Annotated in this window: 17 protein-coding genes; 13 read left to right on the forward strand and 4 right to left on the reverse strand. The window is 68.3% G+C overall.

All coding sequences use genetic code 11. The features are described from left to right. Nucleotides 1-55: 55 nt before the first annotated feature. The 5 genes from ACYJP6_RS03095 (at nt 56) to ykgO (ending at nt 5,332) form a co-directional block, all read left to right on the forward strand. Nucleotides 56-1,576 (forward strand): sigma 54-interacting transcriptional regulator, encoded by a 1,521-nt coding sequence (locus ACYJP6_RS03095; protein ID WP_459473277.1) that lies wholly within the window; start codon nt 56-58, stop codon nt 1,574-1,576. A gap of 73 nt (nt 1,577-1,649) precedes the next feature. After that, on the forward strand, nt 1,650-2,390 hold the full coding sequence (locus ACYJP6_RS03100) for a substrate-binding periplasmic protein (RefSeq protein WP_459473278.1): 741 nt from the start codon (nt 1,650-1,652) through the stop codon (nt 2,388-2,390). Next, a complete protein-coding gene (locus tag ACYJP6_RS03105; RefSeq protein WP_459473280.1) occupies nt 2,387-4,252 on the forward strand; it encodes a GGDEF domain-containing protein in 1,866 nt (621 codons plus the stop codon). Before ACYJP6_RS03100 ends, ACYJP6_RS03105 begins: the two co-directional genes overlap by 4 nt. Next, nucleotides 4,249-4,980: a substrate-binding periplasmic protein gene (locus ACYJP6_RS03110; RefSeq protein WP_459473282.1), complete on the forward strand. Its 732-nt coding sequence runs from the start codon at nt 4,249-4,251 to the stop codon at nt 4,978-4,980. The genes ACYJP6_RS03105 and ACYJP6_RS03110 overlap by 4 nt, the downstream gene beginning before the upstream one ends. Nucleotides 4,981-5,182: 202 nt before the next feature. Beyond that, nucleotides 5,183-5,332 (forward strand): type B 50S ribosomal protein L36, encoded by a 150-nt coding sequence (ykgO, locus tag ACYJP6_RS03115; protein ID WP_459473284.1) that lies wholly within the window; start codon nt 5,183-5,185, stop codon nt 5,330-5,332. A 96-nt stretch (nt 5,333-5,428) separates the two neighbouring features. Here ykgO and poxB read toward each other — a convergent pair whose 3' ends face one another. After that, nucleotides 5,429-7,153, reverse strand: a complete 1,725-nt coding sequence (gene poxB, locus ACYJP6_RS03120; RefSeq protein ID WP_459473286.1) for a ubiquinone-dependent pyruvate dehydrogenase — start codon at nt 7,151-7,153, stop codon at nt 5,429-5,431. Nucleotides 7,154-7,343: 190 nt separating this feature from the next. Between poxB and ACYJP6_RS03125 the strand changes: the two genes are divergently transcribed. The 6 genes from ACYJP6_RS03125 to gcvT all read left to right on the forward strand — a co-directional run bounded on the left by ACYJP6_RS03125 (nt 7,344) and on the right by gcvT (nt 14,392). Further along, the gene (locus tag ACYJP6_RS03125; RefSeq protein ID WP_459473287.1) at nt 7,344-7,748 is read left to right on the forward strand and encodes a DUF350 domain-containing protein; all 405 of its coding nucleotides are present in this window, start codon (nt 7,344-7,346) and stop codon (nt 7,746-7,748) included. 9 nt (nt 7,749-7,757) lie between these two features. Next, entirely contained in the window at nt 7,758-8,312 is a 555-nt protein-coding gene (locus tag ACYJP6_RS03130) for a DUF1190 domain-containing protein (protein ID WP_459473289.1), read from the forward strand. A 3-nt stretch (nt 8,313-8,315) separates the two neighbouring features. Next, complete coding sequence (locus tag ACYJP6_RS03135; RefSeq protein ID WP_459473291.1) at nt 8,316-9,470, forward strand: glutathionylspermidine synthase family protein; 1,155 nt, start codon at nt 8,316-8,318, stop codon at nt 9,468-9,470. A 255-nt stretch (nt 9,471-9,725) separates the two neighbouring features. Then, a complete protein-coding gene (gcvH, locus tag ACYJP6_RS03140) occupies nt 9,726-10,094 on the forward strand; it encodes a glycine cleavage system protein GcvH (protein WP_459473293.1) in 369 nt (122 codons plus the stop codon). Nucleotides 10,095-10,101: 7 nt separating this feature from the next. After that, nucleotides 10,102-12,957 (forward strand): aminomethyl-transferring glycine dehydrogenase, encoded by a 2,856-nt coding sequence (gene gcvP / locus ACYJP6_RS03145; RefSeq protein ID WP_459473295.1) that lies wholly within the window; start codon nt 10,102-10,104, stop codon nt 12,955-12,957. Nucleotides 12,958-13,282: 325 nt separating this feature from the next. Continuing rightward, a complete protein-coding gene (gene gcvT, locus ACYJP6_RS03150; protein WP_459473296.1) occupies nt 13,283-14,392 on the forward strand; it encodes a glycine cleavage system aminomethyltransferase GcvT in 1,110 nt (369 codons plus the stop codon). Nucleotides 14,393-14,481: 89 nt separating this feature from the next. Here the strand turns inward: gcvT and ACYJP6_RS03155 are convergent, their stop codons facing one another. Further along, nucleotides 14,482-15,096 carry a glutathione S-transferase gene (locus ACYJP6_RS03155; protein ID WP_459473298.1) on the reverse strand — a complete coding sequence of 205 codons (615 nt, stop codon included), beginning with the start codon at nt 15,094-15,096 and terminating at the stop codon, nt 14,482-14,484. A gap of 156 nt (nt 15,097-15,252) precedes the next feature. Here ACYJP6_RS03155 and ACYJP6_RS03160 point away from each other — a divergent pair, with 156 nt between their 5' ends. Continuing rightward, entirely contained in the window at nt 15,253-16,158 is a 906-nt protein-coding gene (locus ACYJP6_RS03160; RefSeq protein WP_459473300.1) for a LysR substrate-binding domain-containing protein, read from the forward strand. 18 nt (nt 16,159-16,176) lie between these two features. Here ACYJP6_RS03160 and ACYJP6_RS03165 read toward each other — a convergent pair whose 3' ends face one another. Further along, nucleotides 16,177-16,368: a hypothetical protein gene (locus ACYJP6_RS03165; RefSeq protein WP_459473301.1), complete on the reverse strand. Its 192-nt coding sequence runs from the start codon at nt 16,366-16,368 to the stop codon at nt 16,177-16,179. 243 nt (nt 16,369-16,611) lie between these two features. On the opposite strand from ACYJP6_RS03165, the gene ACYJP6_RS03170 reads away from it, so the two are divergent. Further along, nucleotides 16,612-18,576 carry a DNA topoisomerase III gene (locus ACYJP6_RS03170; protein ID WP_459473302.1) on the forward strand — a complete coding sequence of 655 codons (1,965 nt, stop codon included), beginning with the start codon at nt 16,612-16,614 and terminating at the stop codon, nt 18,574-18,576. Here the strand turns inward: ACYJP6_RS03170 and ACYJP6_RS03175 are convergent. Further along, nucleotides 18,563-18,895, reverse strand: a complete 333-nt coding sequence (locus tag ACYJP6_RS03175) for an endonuclease domain-containing protein (protein WP_459473303.1) — start codon at nt 18,893-18,895, stop codon at nt 18,563-18,565. The genes ACYJP6_RS03170 and ACYJP6_RS03175 overlap by 14 nt on opposite strands. Between the last annotated feature and the right edge of the window lie 131 nt (nt 18,896-19,026).

Below are 19,026 nucleotides of genomic sequence, written 5' to 3' on the forward strand. Positions count from 1 at the left end.
TCTACCCCGAGCATTTGGGTAGCATAGCCTTTCGCCTTCAGACCCCGCGGTTTTCATGCGTATCCATGTGACTTTCATCGACCGTGTCGGTATCACCCAGGAGGTCCTGGCACTGCTCGGTGCGCGCAACCTCAACCTGGACGCGGTGGAGATGGTGCCGCCCAACGTCTACATCGATGCGCCGACCCTGAGCGCCGCGGTGCTGGAGGAATTGCGCGCCGCCCTGCTGACCGTGGTGGGGGTCGAGGCGGTCCGGGTGGTGGACATCCTGCCCGGCCAGCGGCGCACCCTGCAGCTCGATGCGCTGCTCGCGGCCATGGCCGATCCGGTGCTGGCGGTGGATGGCGAGGGCCGCATCCTGCTGGCCAACCCGGCGTTCGCCGCCCTGGCCGGCGAAGGGGCCGGCAACACACTCGCCGAACTCTTCAACGATGCCGAGCTGCCCGCCGAACTGCTGGCCCAGGGCTTTCGCCTGCCGCTGCGCGAGGTGGTGCTGCGCGGCCAGGCACTGTTGCTGGACGCCACCCCCATCGGTGAACCCGTGGGCGGCCTGGCCGGCGGCTTGCTGACTCTCTATGCGCCCAGTCGCATCGGCGGCCGGCTGTCGGCGCTGCGCCACGACACGCCCGAGGGCTTCGATTCGCTGCTCGGCGACTGCGCCGCCATCCGCACCCTCAAGGCCCGCGCGCAGCGCCTGGCGGCCCTCGAAGCCCCCCTGCTGATCCTCGGCGAGACCGGCACCGGCAAGGAGCTGGTGGCGCGCGCCTGCCATGCCGCCAGTGCCCGTCGCGACGCCCCCTTCCTGGCGCTGAACTGCGCGGCCCTGCCGGAAAGCCTGGCCGAGAGCGAGCTGTTCGGCTACGCCCCAGGCGCCTTCACCGGCGCCCAGCGCGGCGGCAAGCCGGGGCTGCTGGAGCTGGCCGACCAGGGTACGGTATTCCTCGACGAAGTCGGCGAGATGTCGCCCTACCTGCAGGCCAAGCTGCTGAGATTCCTCTCCGACGGCACCTTCCGCCGCGTCGGCGGGGCCCACGAGACCCAGGTCAACGTGCGCATCCTCGCCGCCACCCATCGTGACCTCCAGGCCATGGTGGCCGCCGGGACCTTTCGTGAAGACCTCTTCTACCGCCTCAACGTACTCAGCCTGCAGGTGCCGGCGCTGCGCGAGCGCGGCCAGGACATCCTGCTGCTGGCGCGGCACTTCCTGCAGCAGGCCTGCGCCCAGATCGGCCGCCCGCCCTGTCGGCTGGCCCCGGCCACCTATGGCGTGCTGCTGGGCAACGCCTGGCCGGGGAACGTCCGCCAGTTGCAGAACATCCTCTTCCGCGCCGCCGCCATCAGCGAAAGCGGCCAGATCGACGTCGACGACCTGGACCTGGCCGGCACCGCGGTGGCGGGGCAGGTGGAGACCGAGGTCAGTACCCTGGAGGCGGCCGTGCAGGGCTTCGAAGCCGCCCTGCTGGAACGGCTCTATACCCAGCATCCCTCCAGCCGCCAGTTGGCCGCGCGCCTGCAGACCTCCCACTCGGCCATCGCCATGCGCCTGCGCCGCTACGGCATTCCACGGCGAGACTAGCGCGGCGGCTTCAAGTTTCATCGGTGCAGCCCGATAAAGCTCAGATCACGTCGTGCTCGGACGGGAGGGCTTCGTGGCGAGCAACTTCCTGCAATGCTTATTTCTCGGTCTGATGCTGGCCTGCACGGCTGTTCGTGCGAGCGAAGTCCAGGTGGTGACCGAGGACTATCCACCGTTCAGCCTGGTCCAGCCGGATGGCCGGGTGACCGGCTATTCGGTCGAACTGGTGCGCCTGCTGCTGGCCCGGGCGGAGCTTGCCGGCGAGCCGCAGGTCATGCCCTGGGCCCGCGCCTTCGCCCAGGCCCAGGAACGCCCCGGCGTACTGATCTTCTCCATGGCGCGGCTGCCCGAGCGAGAGGCGCTGTTCGATTGGGTGGTACCCCTCACCGAGACCAATCTCTGCCTGTTCAGCTGGCAGGGGCGCGTCCCGCCCTTCGCCAGCCTGGAGGCCGCCCGCGGTCGGCAGATCGCCACGGTCAATGGCGATGCCGGCGAGCGCATCCTGCTGGCGCAGGGGTTCGCCGTCGGGCGCGAGCTGCAGTCCAGCGCGCACTACAGCCTCAACCTGGAGAAACTCAAGGGCGGGCGGGTCGACCTGTGGATCGCCAACCGGGCGGTGGCCAACTACCTGGCCCGCCAGGCCGGCTACGAGCCCAGGCGGGATCTGGTGCAGGCCTATTGCGTGCCACCCTATCCCCTGTACCTGGCGGCCAGCCTGAATACCTCGCCCGAGCTATTGGCGCGGCTACGGGCGGCCTTCGCCAGCCTGCAGCAGGACGGGACGCTGGACGCACTGCAGCGGCGCTGGCTATGAGCGGCGTGCGCACGCATCGCTCGCTGGGTAATCGCCTGGCGCTGATGACGGTGGTGTTCTGCCTGCTGTTTTCCGCGGTCACGGCGGGGCTGCGGACCTGGAACATCTGGGAGCAGAACCGTGTCGGCATGGAGGCCGAACTGCAACTGCTGGAGCAGGTGTACCAGTCGACCCTGGCCAAGGCCATCTGGGAACTGGACAAGCCCGCGGTACAGGCGCACCTGGACGGCGCCCTGCGCGTCGCCTCAGTAGGGCGCATCGAACTGCGGCTGGCCGGGCACGGCAAGGAGGTTGAGGTCCAGGCCCGCCAGCGTGACGACTGGGTGGCCTCGAGCCTGGCGCCGAGTCGGCACTGCGAGCTGATCTACAGCCCCTATCCCGGCGGGCGCGAGGTGCTCGGCGACCTGCTCATCCAGGGCAACGAGCCCCTGCTCTGGAAGGAGTTGCGCGACAGCGTGGCCGGCACCCTGCTGACCCAGGTCATCCTGGCCCTGCTGCTCGCCGGTCTGGTCAGCCTGGCCTTCAATCGGCTGGTGACCCTGCACGTCCGGCGCATCGCCCGGCACCTGTCGCGGTTGACGGCTGCCACCCTCGCCGCGCCCCTGGCCCTGCAGCGGCCGGCCCGGCACGACGAACTGGACCTGCTGGTGAGCGGCATCAATACGCTGCAGGGCAACCTGGCGGGCTACCTCGCCCAGCAGCATCGTCACGAGGAAGAGCTGGCCGCCCATCGCGATCGCCTGGCGGACCGGGTGCGCGAGCGAACCGCGGAGCTCGAGGCGCTGGCGACGGCCCAGCAGACCATCCTTGGGTTGTCCAACCAGCTGATCAATGCGCCCTGCGACCAGTTCGACCGGCATTGCCAGGTCTGCCTGCAGGAGGTGGCCCAGCGCCTGGGCGCGCGGCAGGCCTTCTGGTTCAAGCGCCACGCCCAGGATGCCGTGTATCGGCTATACCAGGGCTGGTCCGGCGCGGCCGAGCCGGCGCTGGGCATGACGCTGCCGACCCACTGCGGCGAGCGCCTGGAGACCCTGCTGGAGCCCGAGGTACCCGGTATCTTCGCCAGTCGCGCAGCGCTGGCCACCGCCCTCGGTGAGGCGGCGGCGCCCTTGCTGGCGCTGGGCAACGAAGCCCTGGGCCTGGTCCACCTGCGCACCGCCGACGACGAGTACGGGCTGCTGCTCTTCGGGCGTGACCTGGCGGGCGACTGGCGCACCGATGAACGCGCCCTGATCAACATGACCACCCAGCTGCTGTTGCACGCCTCCCACCACCAGGCGCAGCTGCGCGACCTGCTGGCCTCCCAGGAGGCCCTGCGTAGCGCCAATGCGCGGCTGGAAGAGCTGTCGCTCAGCGATCCGCTCACCGGACTGCCCAATCGACGCTGCTTCGACGAAACCGAGCACGTGGAGTTTCGCCGCGCCCAGCGCTCCGGTCTGCCGCTCTCGCTGCTGGTCTGCGACGTCGACTTCTTCAAGCCCTACAACGACACCTATGGCCATGCCCAGGGCGACCTCTGCCTGCGGCAGGTGGCCACCGCCATGCGCCAGGTCGTGGTGCGTGCCGGCGATCTCGTGGCGCGGATCGGCGGCGAGGAATTCGCGGTCCTGCTGCCGGCGACCGACCTGGAGGGCGCCGGCGAAATGGCCGAGCGCCTGCGCCGGGCCGTGCTGGCGCTGGGGATCGTCCATGCCGGATCGACGGCCGCCGGCCAGGTCACCCTGAGCATTGGCTATGCCGCGTTGAACGCGGACATTCCCGATTTCGCCACCCTCATGGGTACTGCCGACCGGGCGCTCTACCAGGCCAAGCGCCTGGGACGCAATCGCAGCTGTCACCTGCAGGAGGAGGTATCCCTATGAGGCATCCCGTGTTGCTCGCCTTGCTGGTGCTACTGGGCCAAAGCGTGGAGGCGGCCACCGTCCGCGCGGTGACCGAAGACACCTCCTTCAGCCGGATCGTCGACGGTCGGGTGGGCGGACCGGCGACCGCGGTGGTGGAGCGCACCCTGGTGCAGGCGGGTATCGATGACTACCGGGTGGAACTCTATCCCTGGGCCCGCGCCTATGATCTGGCGCTGCACGAGCCGGGGGTGCTGATCTACCTCATCGCCCGAACCCCGGCCCGCGAAACCCACTTCCAGTGGGTGGGGGAGGTGCTGCGCCTGCGCTACTACTTCTATCGGCTGAAGACGCGCGAGGATGTCCGTATCGAGCGTCTCGACGACGCGCGGCCCTATCGCCTCGGCGTGATGCGGGACGACGTGCGCCACCAGTACCTGCAGACGCTCGGCTTCCAGCGGCTGGTGGTGTCCGGCCAGCAGCAGGACAACTTCAGCCGGCTGCTCAGCGGCCAGGTGGATGCCTTGCTCCTGCCCGAACTGGATGCCGCCCACCTCTGTCAGGCCGCTGGCGACGCCTGTCCCGGATTACAGCGCCTGGCAGCCCTGGAAGACCTCGATACGCCGCTGTACATGGCGTTCAGCGCGACCACCCCGGCCCCCCTGGTAGGGCGCCTGCGCGAGGCCTTCGACAGGCTCAAGGCCAGCGGCGAAGTCGCGCGGCTGCTGGAGCAGTCGAGCGAGCCCTAGTCGTCGCTAGTGCCGTGCGACCTGGCCCGGTCGCACGGCATCGTCTGGTCCCCAGCAGCCGAAGGCTATCAGTGGCCCCGGCTCGCGAGGCAGCCGGTTGGCCAGGACAACCCGGCGGCAAATCCTCCTCTGCCAAGACTTCCCCTTGCGACTGATTCGTATTAACGTAACGTTATTACATATCAAAAGGGAGTGCCGCCTCATGAAAGTCCTCGCCTCGCTCAAACAGGCCAAACGCCGGCACCGCGACTGCCAGGTGGTCAAGCGCCGCGGGCGGATCTATGTGATCTGCAAGAGCAACCCCCGCTTCAAGGCCCGCCAGGGCAACGCCAAGAATCGCCGCAAGGGCTGAGCGGGCGACGGCGCCTGGCATCTCATGGCGCTGGGTGGGGTGTACCGGGCAGCGCGCCTCGTCAAAAGGTGCGCGCCGCCGTCTTCAGGGGCGCCCTCAGCGCAGCACGTTGGTCTTGGCCAGGTCCACCACCTCGCTGCCACGGCCGCTCATCACCGCCCGCAGCATGTAGAGGCTGAAGCCCTTGGCCTGGGCGGCCTGGATCTTCGGCGGCAGCGACAATTCCTGCTTGGCGATGCGCACATCCACCAGCGCCGGGCCGGGATGGGCGAAGGCTTCTTCCAGGGTAGCGTCGAGCAGGCTCGCCGATTCCACCTTCCAGCCGCGCACGCCGCAGGCTTCGGCCACCTGGGCGAAGTCGACGGCGCCCAGGTCGGTGGTCTCGTCGAGCATGCCGGCGGCCTTCATCTCCATGGCGACGAAGCCCAGGGTGGCATTGTCGTAGACGATGACCTTGACCGGCAGCTGCTCGCTGGCCAGGGTCGCCAGTTCGCCCAGCAGCATGGACAGGCCGCCATCGCCGGCCAGGGCCACCACCTGGCGGTCGGGGAAGGCCGCCTGCAGGCCCATGGCCTGGGGCAGGGCGTTGGCCATGGAACCGTGGGTGAAGGAGCCGGCCAGCTTACGCTCGAAGTTCATCGCCAAATAGCGTGCGGCCCACACCGTGGGGGTGCCGACGTCGCAGGTGAAGAGGGCATCCGCCGAGGCCAGTTCGCTGACGCGGGTGGTGAGGTACTGCGGATGCAGCGGCTCGCCATCGGCGGTGGCGGTGGCCAGGTCGTCCAATTCGGCGCGGGTCTTGCGGTAGTGCTGCTGGGCCTTTTCCAGGAAGCGGCTGTGGCTGTTGGGCTGGAGTTTCGGCAGCAGGGCATCGAGGGTGGCGCGGACGTCACCCACCAGCCCCTTGAGCAGCGGGGTACGCACGCCCAGGTGGGCGCCGCGCAGGTCGATCTGCACCACCCGGCCGTGGTCCGGGAAGAAGTTGCGATAGGGGAAGTTGCTGCCCAGCATCAGCAGCAGATCGCACTCCTTGAGCGCGTGATAGCCGGAGGAAAAGCCGATCAGCCCGGTCATGCCCACGCCATAGGGGTTGGCATACTCGATATGGGCCTTGCCGCGCAGGGCGTGGACCACCGGCGCCTGCAGCCGCTCGGCCAGGGCCACCACCTGGGAATGGGCACCGGCGCAACCGGCGCCGCAGAGCAGGGTGATGCGCTTCTCGCCGGCCAGCAATTCGGCCAGGGCGTCCAGTTCGGCGTCCGGCGGTACCACCACCGGGCGTACCGGCTCGCTCCACTGGACCTCCTTGATCGGCGCCTCGGCCAGCGCCACGTCGCCGGGAATCACCACCACCGATACCGAGCGATTGAGGATGGCCGAGCGCATGGCCGTCTCGAGGATGCGCGGCAATTGCTCGGGGTGGGAGACCACCTCGCAGAAATCGCTGCAGTCGCGGAACAGGCGTTCCGGGTGGGTCTCCTGGAAGTAGCCGAGGCCGATCTCGCTGGAGGGAATCTGGGCGGCGATGGCCAGTACCGGCGCGCCGCTGCGCTGGGCGTCGAATAGGCCGTTGATCAGGTGCAGGTTGCCCGGGCCGCAGGAGCCGGCGCAGACCGCCAGGCGCCCGCTGGTATCGGCGGCGGCGCTGGCGGCGAAGGCCGCGGCTTCTTCGTGACGCACGCCGCGCCAGCGGATGCGTCCCCGGCTGCGCAGGCTTTCGGTGAGGCCGTTGAGCGAATCGCCCGGCAGGCCCCAGATGGTGTCCACACCAGCGGCTTCGAGGGTGGCGACGAGCAGATCGGCAACGGTTTTCACAGCCATGACAAAGACTCCAGGCAAGGGATGGGGGAAGGCAGAGCCGCTTGGTAGAGGTCTTGTTGTGCTCTCTTGGGCCGACGAAGCGGGGCGGAAGTTCGCGACCGCCTCGCCGTTTCGCCGGGTGAACGGTCGGCACGCCCCTCTCCGCTAGGGCGATAATCGCGGCCGGCTTGCATCGACAAGGAGCGTCTCCGTGCTGTCCGCCTACCTCAGCGGCTTTCCCGCCTTTCTGCTCTACCTGCTGCTGTCCCTGGCCCTGCTCGGCCTGTTCTGCGTGCTCTATGCATGGCTCACGCCGCACCGCGAATGGCAGCTGATCCGCGCCGACGTGCCCGCCGCGGCCCTGGCCTTCGGTGGCAGCCTGCTCGGCTTCGTGCTGCCCCTGGCTGGTGCCATGCGGGTGGCGGTGAGCCTGGTCGATTTCCTGGTCTGGGCACTCATCGCCCTGGTCACCCAGCTACTGGCCTTCCAGCTCCTGCGCCTGGGCCTGCCGGGGCTGCCGCAACGGCTGGCAGCCAACGAGATGGCCAGCGGCATCCTCGCCGCCTGCTTCGCCCTTGCCGTGGGCGTGCTCAATGCCGCCGCCATCAGCGGTTGAGGGGGCGCGATGAAACGCAGCAAGGGCCTGCGCCTGGTACTGCTGGGCGCCACGCCGCTGCTCGTGACCGGCTGCAGCGACAAGCCGGAGACGGGCTATCTCTATCGGGACCCGCTCGAGTGCCAGAGCGCCGGGGTGTTCAAGGCCGGGCTGTGCGAGCAGGAATACGCCCGGGTGCTGGCCCTGCACCGGCAGATCGCCCCCCGCTACCGTGCCCAGGCCGATTGCGAGGCCGACTTCGGCGCCGGGCGCTGCCAGGCGGTCGAGCAGGTCGCGGGCGCCTATGCGCCGCCGCTCGCCGGCTACCTGCTGGGTACGGTGCCGGTCACGGCCACCGGTTCCCAGGGGCAGCGGCTGGACTGGCTGGAACAGCGCTTCCCCAGCGAGCCGCTCTACCAGGCGCTCGGTGACGACCATTTGCGCAGCAACTGCAACGAATACGTCGGGCGCCGCTCCGGGCCGCTGCTGGTCAGCACCGCCCTGACCCGGATCAGGCCGGCGCCCGCTGTCCAGCGCGGCGGCTTCGGGCTCAAGGCCTCGGCGCTCTGCTCCCAGGGCGGCTAGGCCATGCAGCGCATCTCCTTCAGCGAGCGTCCCGACTGGCGCCAGCAGGCCGAGGCCCTGGGCTTCGCCTTCCATACCTTCGATGGCGAACCCTATTGGGACGAGACCGCCGCCTACCGCTTCAGCCTGCGGCAGATCGAGGATGACATCGAGGCGCCCACCGCCGAGCTGCACCAGCTATGCCTGGCGCTGGTGGATCTCATCGTCGAGCGCGAGGAGCTGCTGGAGCGGCTGCACATTCCGCGCTTCTTCTGGGACCACCTGCGCATCAGCTGGCGCCGTCGCGAGCCCTCGCTCTATGGCCGGATGGACTTCTGCTACAGCGGCCAGGGTCCGGCCAAGCTGTTCGAGCTCAACTACGACACCCCCACCTCGCTCTACGAGGCGGCCTATTTCCAGTGGCTGTGGCTGGAACAGCAGCGTGAACGCGGCGGGCTGCCCGCTGCGGCCGACCAGTACAACCTGATCCAGGAGCGGCTGATCGAAACCCTGGCCGACCTGGGGTTGCCGCAGCCGCTGTACCTGGCCGCGGTGCGCGACTCCCTGGAGGATCGGGGCACCGTCGACTACCTGCGCGACTGCGCCATCCAGGCCGGGCTGGATGCCCGTTTCCTCGCCATCGAGGACATCGGCCTGGAGCGCTCGGGCACCTTCGTCGATCTCCAGGGCCATTCCATCTTCAGCCTGTTCAAGCTCTACCCCTGGGAGCACCTGCTGGAAGACGCCTTCGGCGCGGCCATCCCGGCCAGCGGCACCCGCTTCGTCGAGCCGCCGTGGAAGGCGTTGCTGAGCAACAAGGGCATCCTGGCGCTGCTCTGGGAGCAGCACCCGGGGCATCCCAATCTATTACCCGCCTATTTCGATGCCCAGCCCAGCGATACCCTGGCACCGGGCTGGGTGCGCAAGCCGCTGTTCTCCCGCGAGGGCGCCAACGTGAGCCTGCACGCCCGTGACGGTCGCCGGGCCGCGGTGGCCGGCCCCTATGGCGGGGCGACCATACGCCAGGCCTGCCAGCCATTACCCTGTTTCGACGGCCACTATCCGGTGCTGGGCAGTTGGGTGGTGGGTAACCGCGCCTGCGGCCTGGGCATTCGCGAGGATCGCTCGCTGATTACCCAGGACAGCTCGCGCTTCCTGCCGCATTTCATCCTCGATTGAGGCCAGGAGCCAGGCCGACTCCTATAGCTGGGCTGTCCGATCCGACAGCCAGGCTAACATCGTAACGAAATCGATACTGTGTATCTAAAACGTTACGTCTAGCGAGGGGCTAGCGGACTTCCGTATCGATTTCGCTACAAGGCTACTAGGTGGCCTAGCTTAAGCCCCTGAAATCACTGGCTTTTGATCCTGGCACTGGCCTTGCAGCATTCGACTCATCTATTCACCAGGACAAACGTCCGCAGGAGTCTGGCAATGGGTCTGCGCTTTACCGAAGAACACGAGTGGCTACGTCAGGAAGCCGATGGCAGCATCACCGTCGGCATCACCGACTATGCTCAGGATTCGCTCGGCGACCTGGTCTTCGTGCAACTGCCGGAGCTGCGCAGCTACGCCCGGGGCGATGAAGTCGCGGTCCTGGAATCGGTCAAGGCCGCCAGCAACATCACCATGCCGCTGGATGGCGAGGTCCTGGCCGTCAACGAGGCGCTCAATGATGCGCCCGAGACCATCAACAGCGATCCGCTGGGTGCCGGCTGGTTCTTCCGCTTCCAGCCCGCCAATACCGAAGCCTTCGCCGCCCTGCTCGACGAAGCCGCCTATCAGCAACTGATCAAGGGGTAAGACCGCCATGTCGCTGCACGCTACCCTCAGCACCGCCGACGAATTCGTCCCGCGCCACATCGGCCCGCGCGAGCTGGACGAGATCGCCATGCTCGACCTGCTCGGCTACGAATCCTTGGAGGCCATGACCGCCCAGGTGATTCCCGAGAGCATCAAGGGCACCAGCGTGCTGGACCTGCCCGCCGGGCTGTCCGAAGCCGACGCCCTGGCCGAGCTGCGCGCCATCGCCGGCAAGAATCGCCTGCTCAAGAGCCTCATCGGCCAGGGCTACTACAACACCCATACCCCGGCGCCGATCCTGCGCAACCTGCTGGAAAATCCGGCCTGGTACACCGCCTACACCCCCTACCAGCCGGAGATCTCCCAAGGCCGCCTGGAAGCCCTGCTCAACTTCCAGACGCTGATCGGCGACCTCACCGGCATGCCGGTGGCCAACGCCTCGCTGCTGGACGAGGGCACCGCCGCCGCCGAGGCCATGACCTTCTGCAAGCGCCTGGCTAAGAACAAGGCCAGTGCCTTCTTCGCCTCCGTACACTGCCATCCCCAGACCCTGGACGTCTTGCGCACCCGCGCCGAACCCCTGGGCATCGAGGTGGTGGTGGGCGTGGAAACCGAGATCGAGGACCACGGCCGCTTCTTCGGCGCGCTGTTCCAGTACCCGATGACCACTGGTGAGATCCGCGACTACCGCGAGAGCATCCAGGCCTTCCAGGCCGCCGGTGCCCTGGTGGCCATGGCCGCCGACCTGCTGGCCCTGACCCTGCTCACCCCGCCCGGCGAACTGGGCGCGGACGTGGCCATCGGCACCGCCCAGCGCTTCGGCGTGCCGCTCGGCTTCGGCGGTCCCCACGCGGCCTACTTCGCGACGCAGGACAAGTACAAGCGCGACATGCCTGGGCGGGTCGTCGGCGTGTCCATCGACCGCCACGGCAACCCGGCCTATCGCCTGGCCCTGCAGACCCGCGAGCAGCACATCCGCCGCGAGAAGGCCACCAGCAACATCTGCACCGCCCAGGTGCTCTTGGCCAACATCGCCAGCATGTACGCGGTCTACCACGGCCCCGAAGGGCTGACCCGCATCGCCACCCGGGTGCAGCGTCTTACCGGCCTGCTGGCCGCCGGCCTGCAGCGCCTCGGTCACCAGACCCAGCACACCGCCTTCGACACCCTGACCCTGGTGTTCGGCGCGCGCACCGCCACCCTGCACGAGGCTGCTCGCGCCCGCGGCTACAACCTGCGCGAAGTCAGCGAAGAGGCCCTGGGCGTGTCCCTCGACGAGACCAGCACCCTGGCCGACGTCCAGGCCCTGCTGGAGATCCTGGCCGACGGCCAGGCCGCACCCCAGGTCGTCGAGCTGGGCGACGTCAGCGGCGTGGAAGTGCCAGAAGCGCTGCGCCGCCAGTCGGCCTTCCTGACCCACCCGGTGTTCGCCAGCCATAGGTCCGAGACCGAGCTGATGCGCTATCTGCGCAAGCTGGCGGACAAGGACCTGGCGCTGGATCGCACCATGATCCCGCTGGGCTCCTGCACCATGAAGCTCAATGCCGCCAGCGAGATGATCCCGGTCACCTGGGCCGAATTCGGCGCCATCCATCCCTTCGCGCCGGCCGACCAGGCCGAGGGCTATGCCCAGCTCACCACCGAGCTGGAGGCCATGCTCTGCGCCGCTACCGGCTATGACGCCGTCTCCCTGCAGCCCAATGCCGGCTCCCAGGGCGAGTACGCCGGCCTCCTGGCCATCCGTGCCTATCACGCGAGCCGCGGCCAGGGCGAGCGCGACGTCTGCCTGATCCCGGCCTCGGCCCACGGCACCAACCCGGCTACCGCCAGCATGGTCGACATGCGCGTGGTGGTGGTGGCCTGCGACAAGCGCGGCAACGTCGACCTCGAGGACCTGCGCGCCAAGGCCGAGCAGCACAGCGAGCGCCTGGCCGCGCTGATGATCACCTACCCGTCCACCCACGGGGTGTTCGAAGAGGCCATCCGCGAGATCTGCCAGGTGGTCCATGACCACGGCGGTCAGGTCTATATCGACGGCGCCAACATGAACGCCATGGTCGGCCTCTGCGCTCCGGGTCAGTTCGGCGGCGACGTCTCCCACCTCAACCTGCACAAGACCTTCTGCATCCCCCACGGCGGCGGTGGTCCGGGCGTCGGCCCCATCGGCGTCAAGGCGCACCTGGCGCCCTTCCTGCCCGGCCATGCCCACCTGGAGCGCAAGGAAGGCGCGGTCTGCGCGGCGCCCTACGGCAGCGCCAGCATCCTGCCGATCTCCTGGATGTACCTGAAGATGATGGGCAGCGCCGGTCTCACCCGCGCCTCCCAGGTGGCCATCCTCAGCGCCAACTACATCGCCCGGCGCCTGGAAGAGCACTACCCGGTGCTCTACACCGGCACCAGCGGCCTGGTGGCCCACGAGTGCATCCTCGACCTGCGTCCGCTCAAGGACAGCAGTGGCGTGACCGTGGACGACGTGGCCAAGCGCCTGATCGACTTCGGCTTCCATGCCCCGACCATGTCCTTCCCGGTGGCCGGGACCCTGATGATCGAGCCCACCGAGAGCGAGTCCAAGCAGGAATTGGATAGATTCTGCGACGCCATGATCGCCATCCGCGAAGAGATCCGCGCCCTGGAAAATGGCACCCTGGATCCCCAGGACAATCCGCTGAAGAACGCGCCCCATACCGCGCGTGAACTGGCCGGGGAGTGGACCCACCCCTACAGCCGCGAGCAGGCGGTGTTCCCGCTGCCGAGCCTGGTGGACGGCAAGTACTGGCCGCCGGTGGCGCGCATCGACAACGTCTACGGCGATCGCAACCTGGTCTGCTCCTGCCCGCCGATCGAAGCCTACGGCGAGGCCTGACCCTCACCCCCGGCCCCTCTCCCAGGGGGAGAGGGGAGCAGAGCCGCTGCACGCCGATAGCTCTGTACCCGTTGTACAGGACGTCCGAGTGAAGCACCGCTCTTCCCCCTCTCCCTTTGGGAGAGGGCCGGGGTGAGGGAACCGCCCGACCCCTTCCCCTCGACGCGTATTGAGGAAGGGCAAGGAGAGGCCAGATCCCGAACACCTGCACTTCCCCCTCTCCCCTGGGAGAGGGTTGGGGTGAGGGAAAACCACATCACCGTCTTCCTGATCCTTTGGCAACAGCGCCTGGACTCAGGACAGCCACCCGACACGGAGCCCCACCATGTCCCTGCTCAAGACTTCGCTCCACGCCCTGCACCTGGAACTCGGTGCCCGCATGGTGCCCTTCGCCGGCTACGAGATGCCGGTGCAGTACCCGCTCGGCGTGCTCAAGGAGCACCAGCACACCCGCGCCCAGGCCGGGCTGTTCGACGTCTCCCACATGGGCCAGGTGCTGCTCGAAGGCGACGCGGCCGCCGAAGCCGTGGAAAGCCTGGTCCCGGTCGACATCATCGACCTGCCCAGCGGCATGCAGCGCTATGCCCTGCTGACCGACGACAACGGTGGCATCCTCGACGATCTCATGGTCGCCAACCTGGGCGATTGCCTCTACCTGGTGGTCAACGCCGCCTGCAAGGAGGCCGATCTCGCCCACCTGGAAAAGCACCTCGGCGATCGCTGCCAGGTGCTGCCGCAATTCGATCGCGCGCTGCTGGCGCTGCAGGGCCCGGCGGCCGCCGCGGTGCTGTCGCGCCTGGCCCCGGAAGTGGCCGAGATGACCTTCATGCAGGTCCGCCGCGTCAAGCTGCTGGACCAGCCCTGCATCGTCAGTCGCAGCGGCTACACCGGTGAGGATGGCTACGAGATCTCGGTGCCCAGCGCCGCCGCCGAAGCCCTGGCGCGCCGCCTGCTGGTCGAGCCGGAAGTCGAGGCCATCGGCCTGGGTGCCCGTGACTCCCTGCGCCTGGAAGCCGGTCTCTGCCTCTATGGCCACGACATGGATGCCGGCACCACGCCGGTGATGGCCAACCTCGGTTGGGCGCTGTCCAAGGTGCGTCGCGAAGGTAACGGCCGCGCCGGCGGTTTCCCCGGTGCCGAGCGCATCTTCGCCGAGCAGCGCGACGGTGTGAGCCGCAAGCGCGTCGGCCTACTGGTGCAGGAGCGGGTGCCGGTGCGCGAAGGCGCGGAACTGGTGGATGCCAACGGCGCCAGCATCGGCCGCGTCACCAGCGGCGGCTTCGGCCCGACCTTGGGCGCGCCGGTGGCCATGGGTTATGTCGACAGCGCCTTCGCCGCCCTGGATACCGAGCTGTTCGCCGTGGTGCGCGGCAAGCAGATCCCGGTCAAGGTCGCCAAGACGCCCTTCGTGCCGCAGCGGTATTACCGCGGTTGATCTGAGCGTTGGGCTTCGCGTTGCTCAACCCAACCTACGAAAGCCTGGCCCGTAGGTTGGGTTGAGCGCCAGCGAAGCCCAATAGTGCCTCATACCAGCGGATAATCCCGAAACACCGACAGCTTTTCCGCCTCGGCGGCCAGGGCCTCCAGCGTCGGGTAATTACGCCGGTCGATCAGCCCAGGCAGGGCGTGGTGGAGGAAGCTCCAGGCCACCGTCAGGTCGATGGCGTCCTGGCCGATGGCGCCCTCGCTCAGCGGCGGACGCGGGCCCAGCCAGGCCTTGTCCAGGGCGCCGCAGGCCGCACGCAACTGACCCTCCACCCGTTGCCGCCAGGGTTCGTGGCGCTTCTCTGCCGGGCGCAGGTCACGCTCGTACACCAGCTGCACCGCCTTCTCGCACAGCGCCAGCGCCAGGCCGATCCGGCCCAGGGCGGTTGCCCGCGCGGCATGTCCGTGGGGCAGCAACTGCCGGCTGCCGCAGGCGAGGTGCTGGGCGTAGTCGAGGATCAGCGAGGAATCCATCAGCCGCTGGCCGTCCAGGCAGATCAGGGTCGGCGCCTTCACGACCGGATTGAAGGTGCGGAAGCGCTCGACATCGCGGAAGACCGAGAGCTGGCGCAGCTCGAAGGGTAGGGCCAGCAGGCGAAGGGAGATCGCGACCCGCCGCACATAGGGCGAGTCGAGCATGCCGATGAGTTGCATGGGCGGCGTCCTGTCAGAAAGAGTGAATCCTGTTTCACGTGGAACGTCATCGGCTTCGTGTGTTTCACAAAGGATGCCGCTCTGGACGTGACATTAAGGCTTCAGCGAAGATGCAACCAGCGAGAAAATCTGACTGGATTCGTAAGGAAGACTTACATGTCGCGCATACCGCCGTTGAATGCCCTGCGCTGTTTCGAGGCGGTGTCCCGCCTGGGGAGCGTCACCCGGGCAGCGGCCGAGTTGCACCTCACCCACGCCGCGGTCAGCCAGCAGGTGAAGGGCCTGGAACATCAGCTGGGCATGGTGCTCTTCGAGCGTCATGGGCGGGGCCTGGAGGTCACGGGTGACGGTCGCGTCTATGCCGAACAGGTTCGCCAGTTGCTCGCCGACCTGGGCGAGGCGACCCGGCGCCTGCAGGCCCGTCCGCGGCGCAACGAACTGGTGTTCGCCACCTTTCCCTCCTTCGCCGCGCATTGGTTGCTACCGCGGCTGCCGCGATTTCGCGCCCTGCATCCGGAATACCGGATCCGCCTGCAGACCAGCCTGGACTTCCAGGACCTGCGCCAGGGCATGGTGGATATCGGGGTGCGCATGGGCGAGGGCCACTGGGATGGCCTGACGGCGCTGCGGCTGTTCCAGGACGACGTCCTGCTGGTGGCGGCGCCGGACTACCGTGGCGGGCGATTGCCACGGACCCTGGCGGAAGCGCTGGCCCAGCCGCTACTGTGCACCGAGGAGAATTGGCGCCACTGGGGACCCGCCGCCGGGGCTGGGGAACGCCATACCGACAGCGCCCTGGCGATGAACGACTCGAACCTGGTCTTGGAAGCCTTGCGGCTCGGCCAGACCCTGGCCCTGGAACGCCGCAGCCTGGTGCAGGACGCCCTGGACGAAGGCCGGCTGGTCCAGCTCAGCCCCGTGGTGGCGCCCTATCCGTACGCCTACTGGCTGGTCTGGCCGGAACGCGCCGAATCGGCGGAAAAGCAGGAACGCTTTACCGCCTGGATCCAGGCCGAGGTCGCGACCTACCTGGCCGCGCTGGATACGCCGACGCCCGCCTAGGGCGTCGGGTGGGAGGTCTTAGCGCAGCAGCAGCTTGCGACGGCCGTCCGGCCAGACTTCCCAGAGTTGATCGTTGATGCGCTGCACCTGGCTGGTGGTGCGTCTCATGGTGCTGATGGCGGCCCGCAGCGCCTGGCTGCTGGCGGTGTCGACATGGTTACCGGTGCCGGTGCTCTCGGCCTTGGCGCGATCCATAGCTACAGTGTTCATTGACGCCTCCCCGAGCTCGGCTGCAAACGGCGAAAGTGCCGTAGCCCAAGGACTGTCCCCTACCGGCAAGATTCCGCCCGTCCTCGAGTAGCCATTCAAGCTGTGATCCACGTCCTGCGCGCGCTGTGGCCCATTGAGCGAATTTGCGCAAAGGCCGGTTTCTGTACGGATATACAGATTAGTCCTTGCGTGGCTCGCGCAGGCTTTGCATCCTGTCGCCATTCCTCTCGCGCGACGCCCGCCATGCAGCTGTATCTCTGCGAAAAACCCTCCCAGGCCAAGGACATCGCCCGCATCCTCGGCGCCACCCGCCGCGGCGAAGGCTGCCTGCAGGGGCAGGGCGTGACCGTCACCTGGTGCATCGGCCACCTGCTGGAGACGGCGCCGCCGGATGCCTATGACAGTCGCTACAAGCGCTGGTCGCTGGACGACCTGCCCATCGTCCCCGAGCAGTGGAAGCTGCAGGTCAAGAAGACCACCGGCAGCCAGTTCAAGGCGGTCAAGCGCCTGCTCGGCGAGGCCAGCGAACTGGTGATCGCCACCGACGCCGACCGCGAGGGCGAGATGATCGCCCGCGAACTGGTGGAGCATTGCCGCTACCGCGGGCCGATCCGCCGGCTGTGGCTGTCGGCGCTGGATGACGTCTCCATCCGCCGTGCCCTGGCGGTGCTCAAGCCGGGCGCCGAGACCTATGGGCTCTATCAGTCCGCCCTGGGACGCTCGCGCGCCGACTGGCTGATCGGCATGAACATGAGTCGGCTGTTCACCCTGCTGGGACGGCGTTCCGGCTACCAGGGCGTGCTCTCGGTCGGGCGAGTGCAGACCCCGACCCTGCGCCTGGTGGTGGATCGCGACCGCGCCATCGCCGCCTTCGTGCCGGTGCCCTTCTGGACCGTGGAGGCGACCCTGGACGCCGCGGGCGGTCGCTTCCAGGCCCAATGGCAGCCACCGGAGGACGTCTGCGACGACCAGGGGCGCTGCCTCAAGCCTGAAGTGGCCCAGGCGGCGGCGCGGGCCATCGAGGCGGCAGGGCAGGCGCGCCTGGTCAAGCTAAAGACCGAGCGCGTCCGGGAGGCGGCACCCTTGCCCTTCGACCTGGGCACCTTGCAGGAAGTCTGCTCCAAGCGCCTGAATCTGGGTGCCCAGCAGACCCTGGACATCGCCCAGGCGCTCTACGAGACCCACAAGCTGATCACCTATCCGCGCAGCGATTGCGGCTACCTGCCGCTGCCCCAGCACGCCGAGGCGCCGGCGCTGCTGGCCGCCTTGCTGGGCGCCGACAGCAGTCTCGCCACCCTGCGTGAGCACCTGGACGCCAGTCGCCGCTCGCGGGCCTGGAACGACGCCAAGGTCGGGGCCCACCACGGCATCATCCCGACCCTGGCCGCGCGTGACCTGGGCCGGTTGAGTGCGCAGGAACGCAATGTCTATGGCCTGATCCGGGCGCGCTATCTAGCGCAATTCCTGCCGCAGCACGAATTCGACCGCACCCAGGCCGACTTCGAAGCCGGTGGCGAACGCCTGCGCGCCACCGGCAAGCGCCTGGTGGAGCCGGGCTGGCGCCGCGCCCTGCCCGAAGCCCTGACCCCGCCCAAGGGCCGCGAGGCGCCGCCGCCCCAGGCCCCGCCCGAGTTGCGCGAAGACGAGCACTATCCGGTGGTCGAGGTGCGTTGCAAGGATCAACTGACCCAGCCGCCCAAGCCCTTCACCGAGGGTGACCTGATCAAGGCGATGAAGAACGTCGCCAAGCTGGTGGAGGATCCGGCGCTCAAGCAGAAGCTCAAGGACACCACCGGCATCGGCACCGAGGCGACCCGTGCCGGGATCATCCAGGGACTGCTGGATCGCGGCTACCTGGTCAAGCAGGGCAAGGCCCTGGCGGCGACGCCCGCCGCCTTCGGCCTGATCGACGCCGTACCGCGGGCCATCGCCGATCCCGGCACCACGGCGCTCTGGGAGCAGGCGCTGGACCGGGTACAGGAGGGCGAGCTGAGCCTGGCGGAGTTCGTCGCCAAGCAGTCGGCCTGGATGGGCAAGCAGGTGGAGCGCTGCCTGGGCCTGACCCTGACCATCAGCGGCCCACCACCCACGGGCAAGGGCGCACCCTGGAAGAAGAAACGGCGTACGGGTGGAGGCAAGACCAAGGCGACGGCGAAGGCGGGTGGCGCTCCGACGCGGGCGCGCAAGCCGCGGGTCAAGCCGGGCTGAGGACGGCGTACAGGCGGTCGAGCACGGTGTCGGGCTGGGTCAGGACGTCGTGGTTCCAGAAGCGCAGGATCTGGAAGCCCTGGGCCTGCAGCCAGGCGTCGCGCTCGCGGTCGTTGACGCTGCCTTGATGCTGGCCGCCATCCAGTTCGATCACCAGCCGCGCTTCCAGGCAGACGAAGTCCAGGATGTAGCGGCCATAGGGATGCTGGCGACGGAACTTGAATCCTTGCAGACGCTTGCCACGCAGGTGCTGCCAGAGGGCGCGTTCGGCATCGGTTTGGTTGCGACGCAGGCCGCGGGCGTGGGTGATGAGGGGCATGGGAATCCGTTCCCTTGGGTTTTGGTGTTGGGTTTGCCCTCACCCCAGCCCTCTCCCGGAGGGAGAGGGGGCGGTACGGAGCGGGCGGGATGCTGTGGAGTATCGCCTGAGCTTTTGGGCTTGGCGATGGT

This window comes from Pseudomonas sp. No.117 (genome assembly GCF_054558395.1).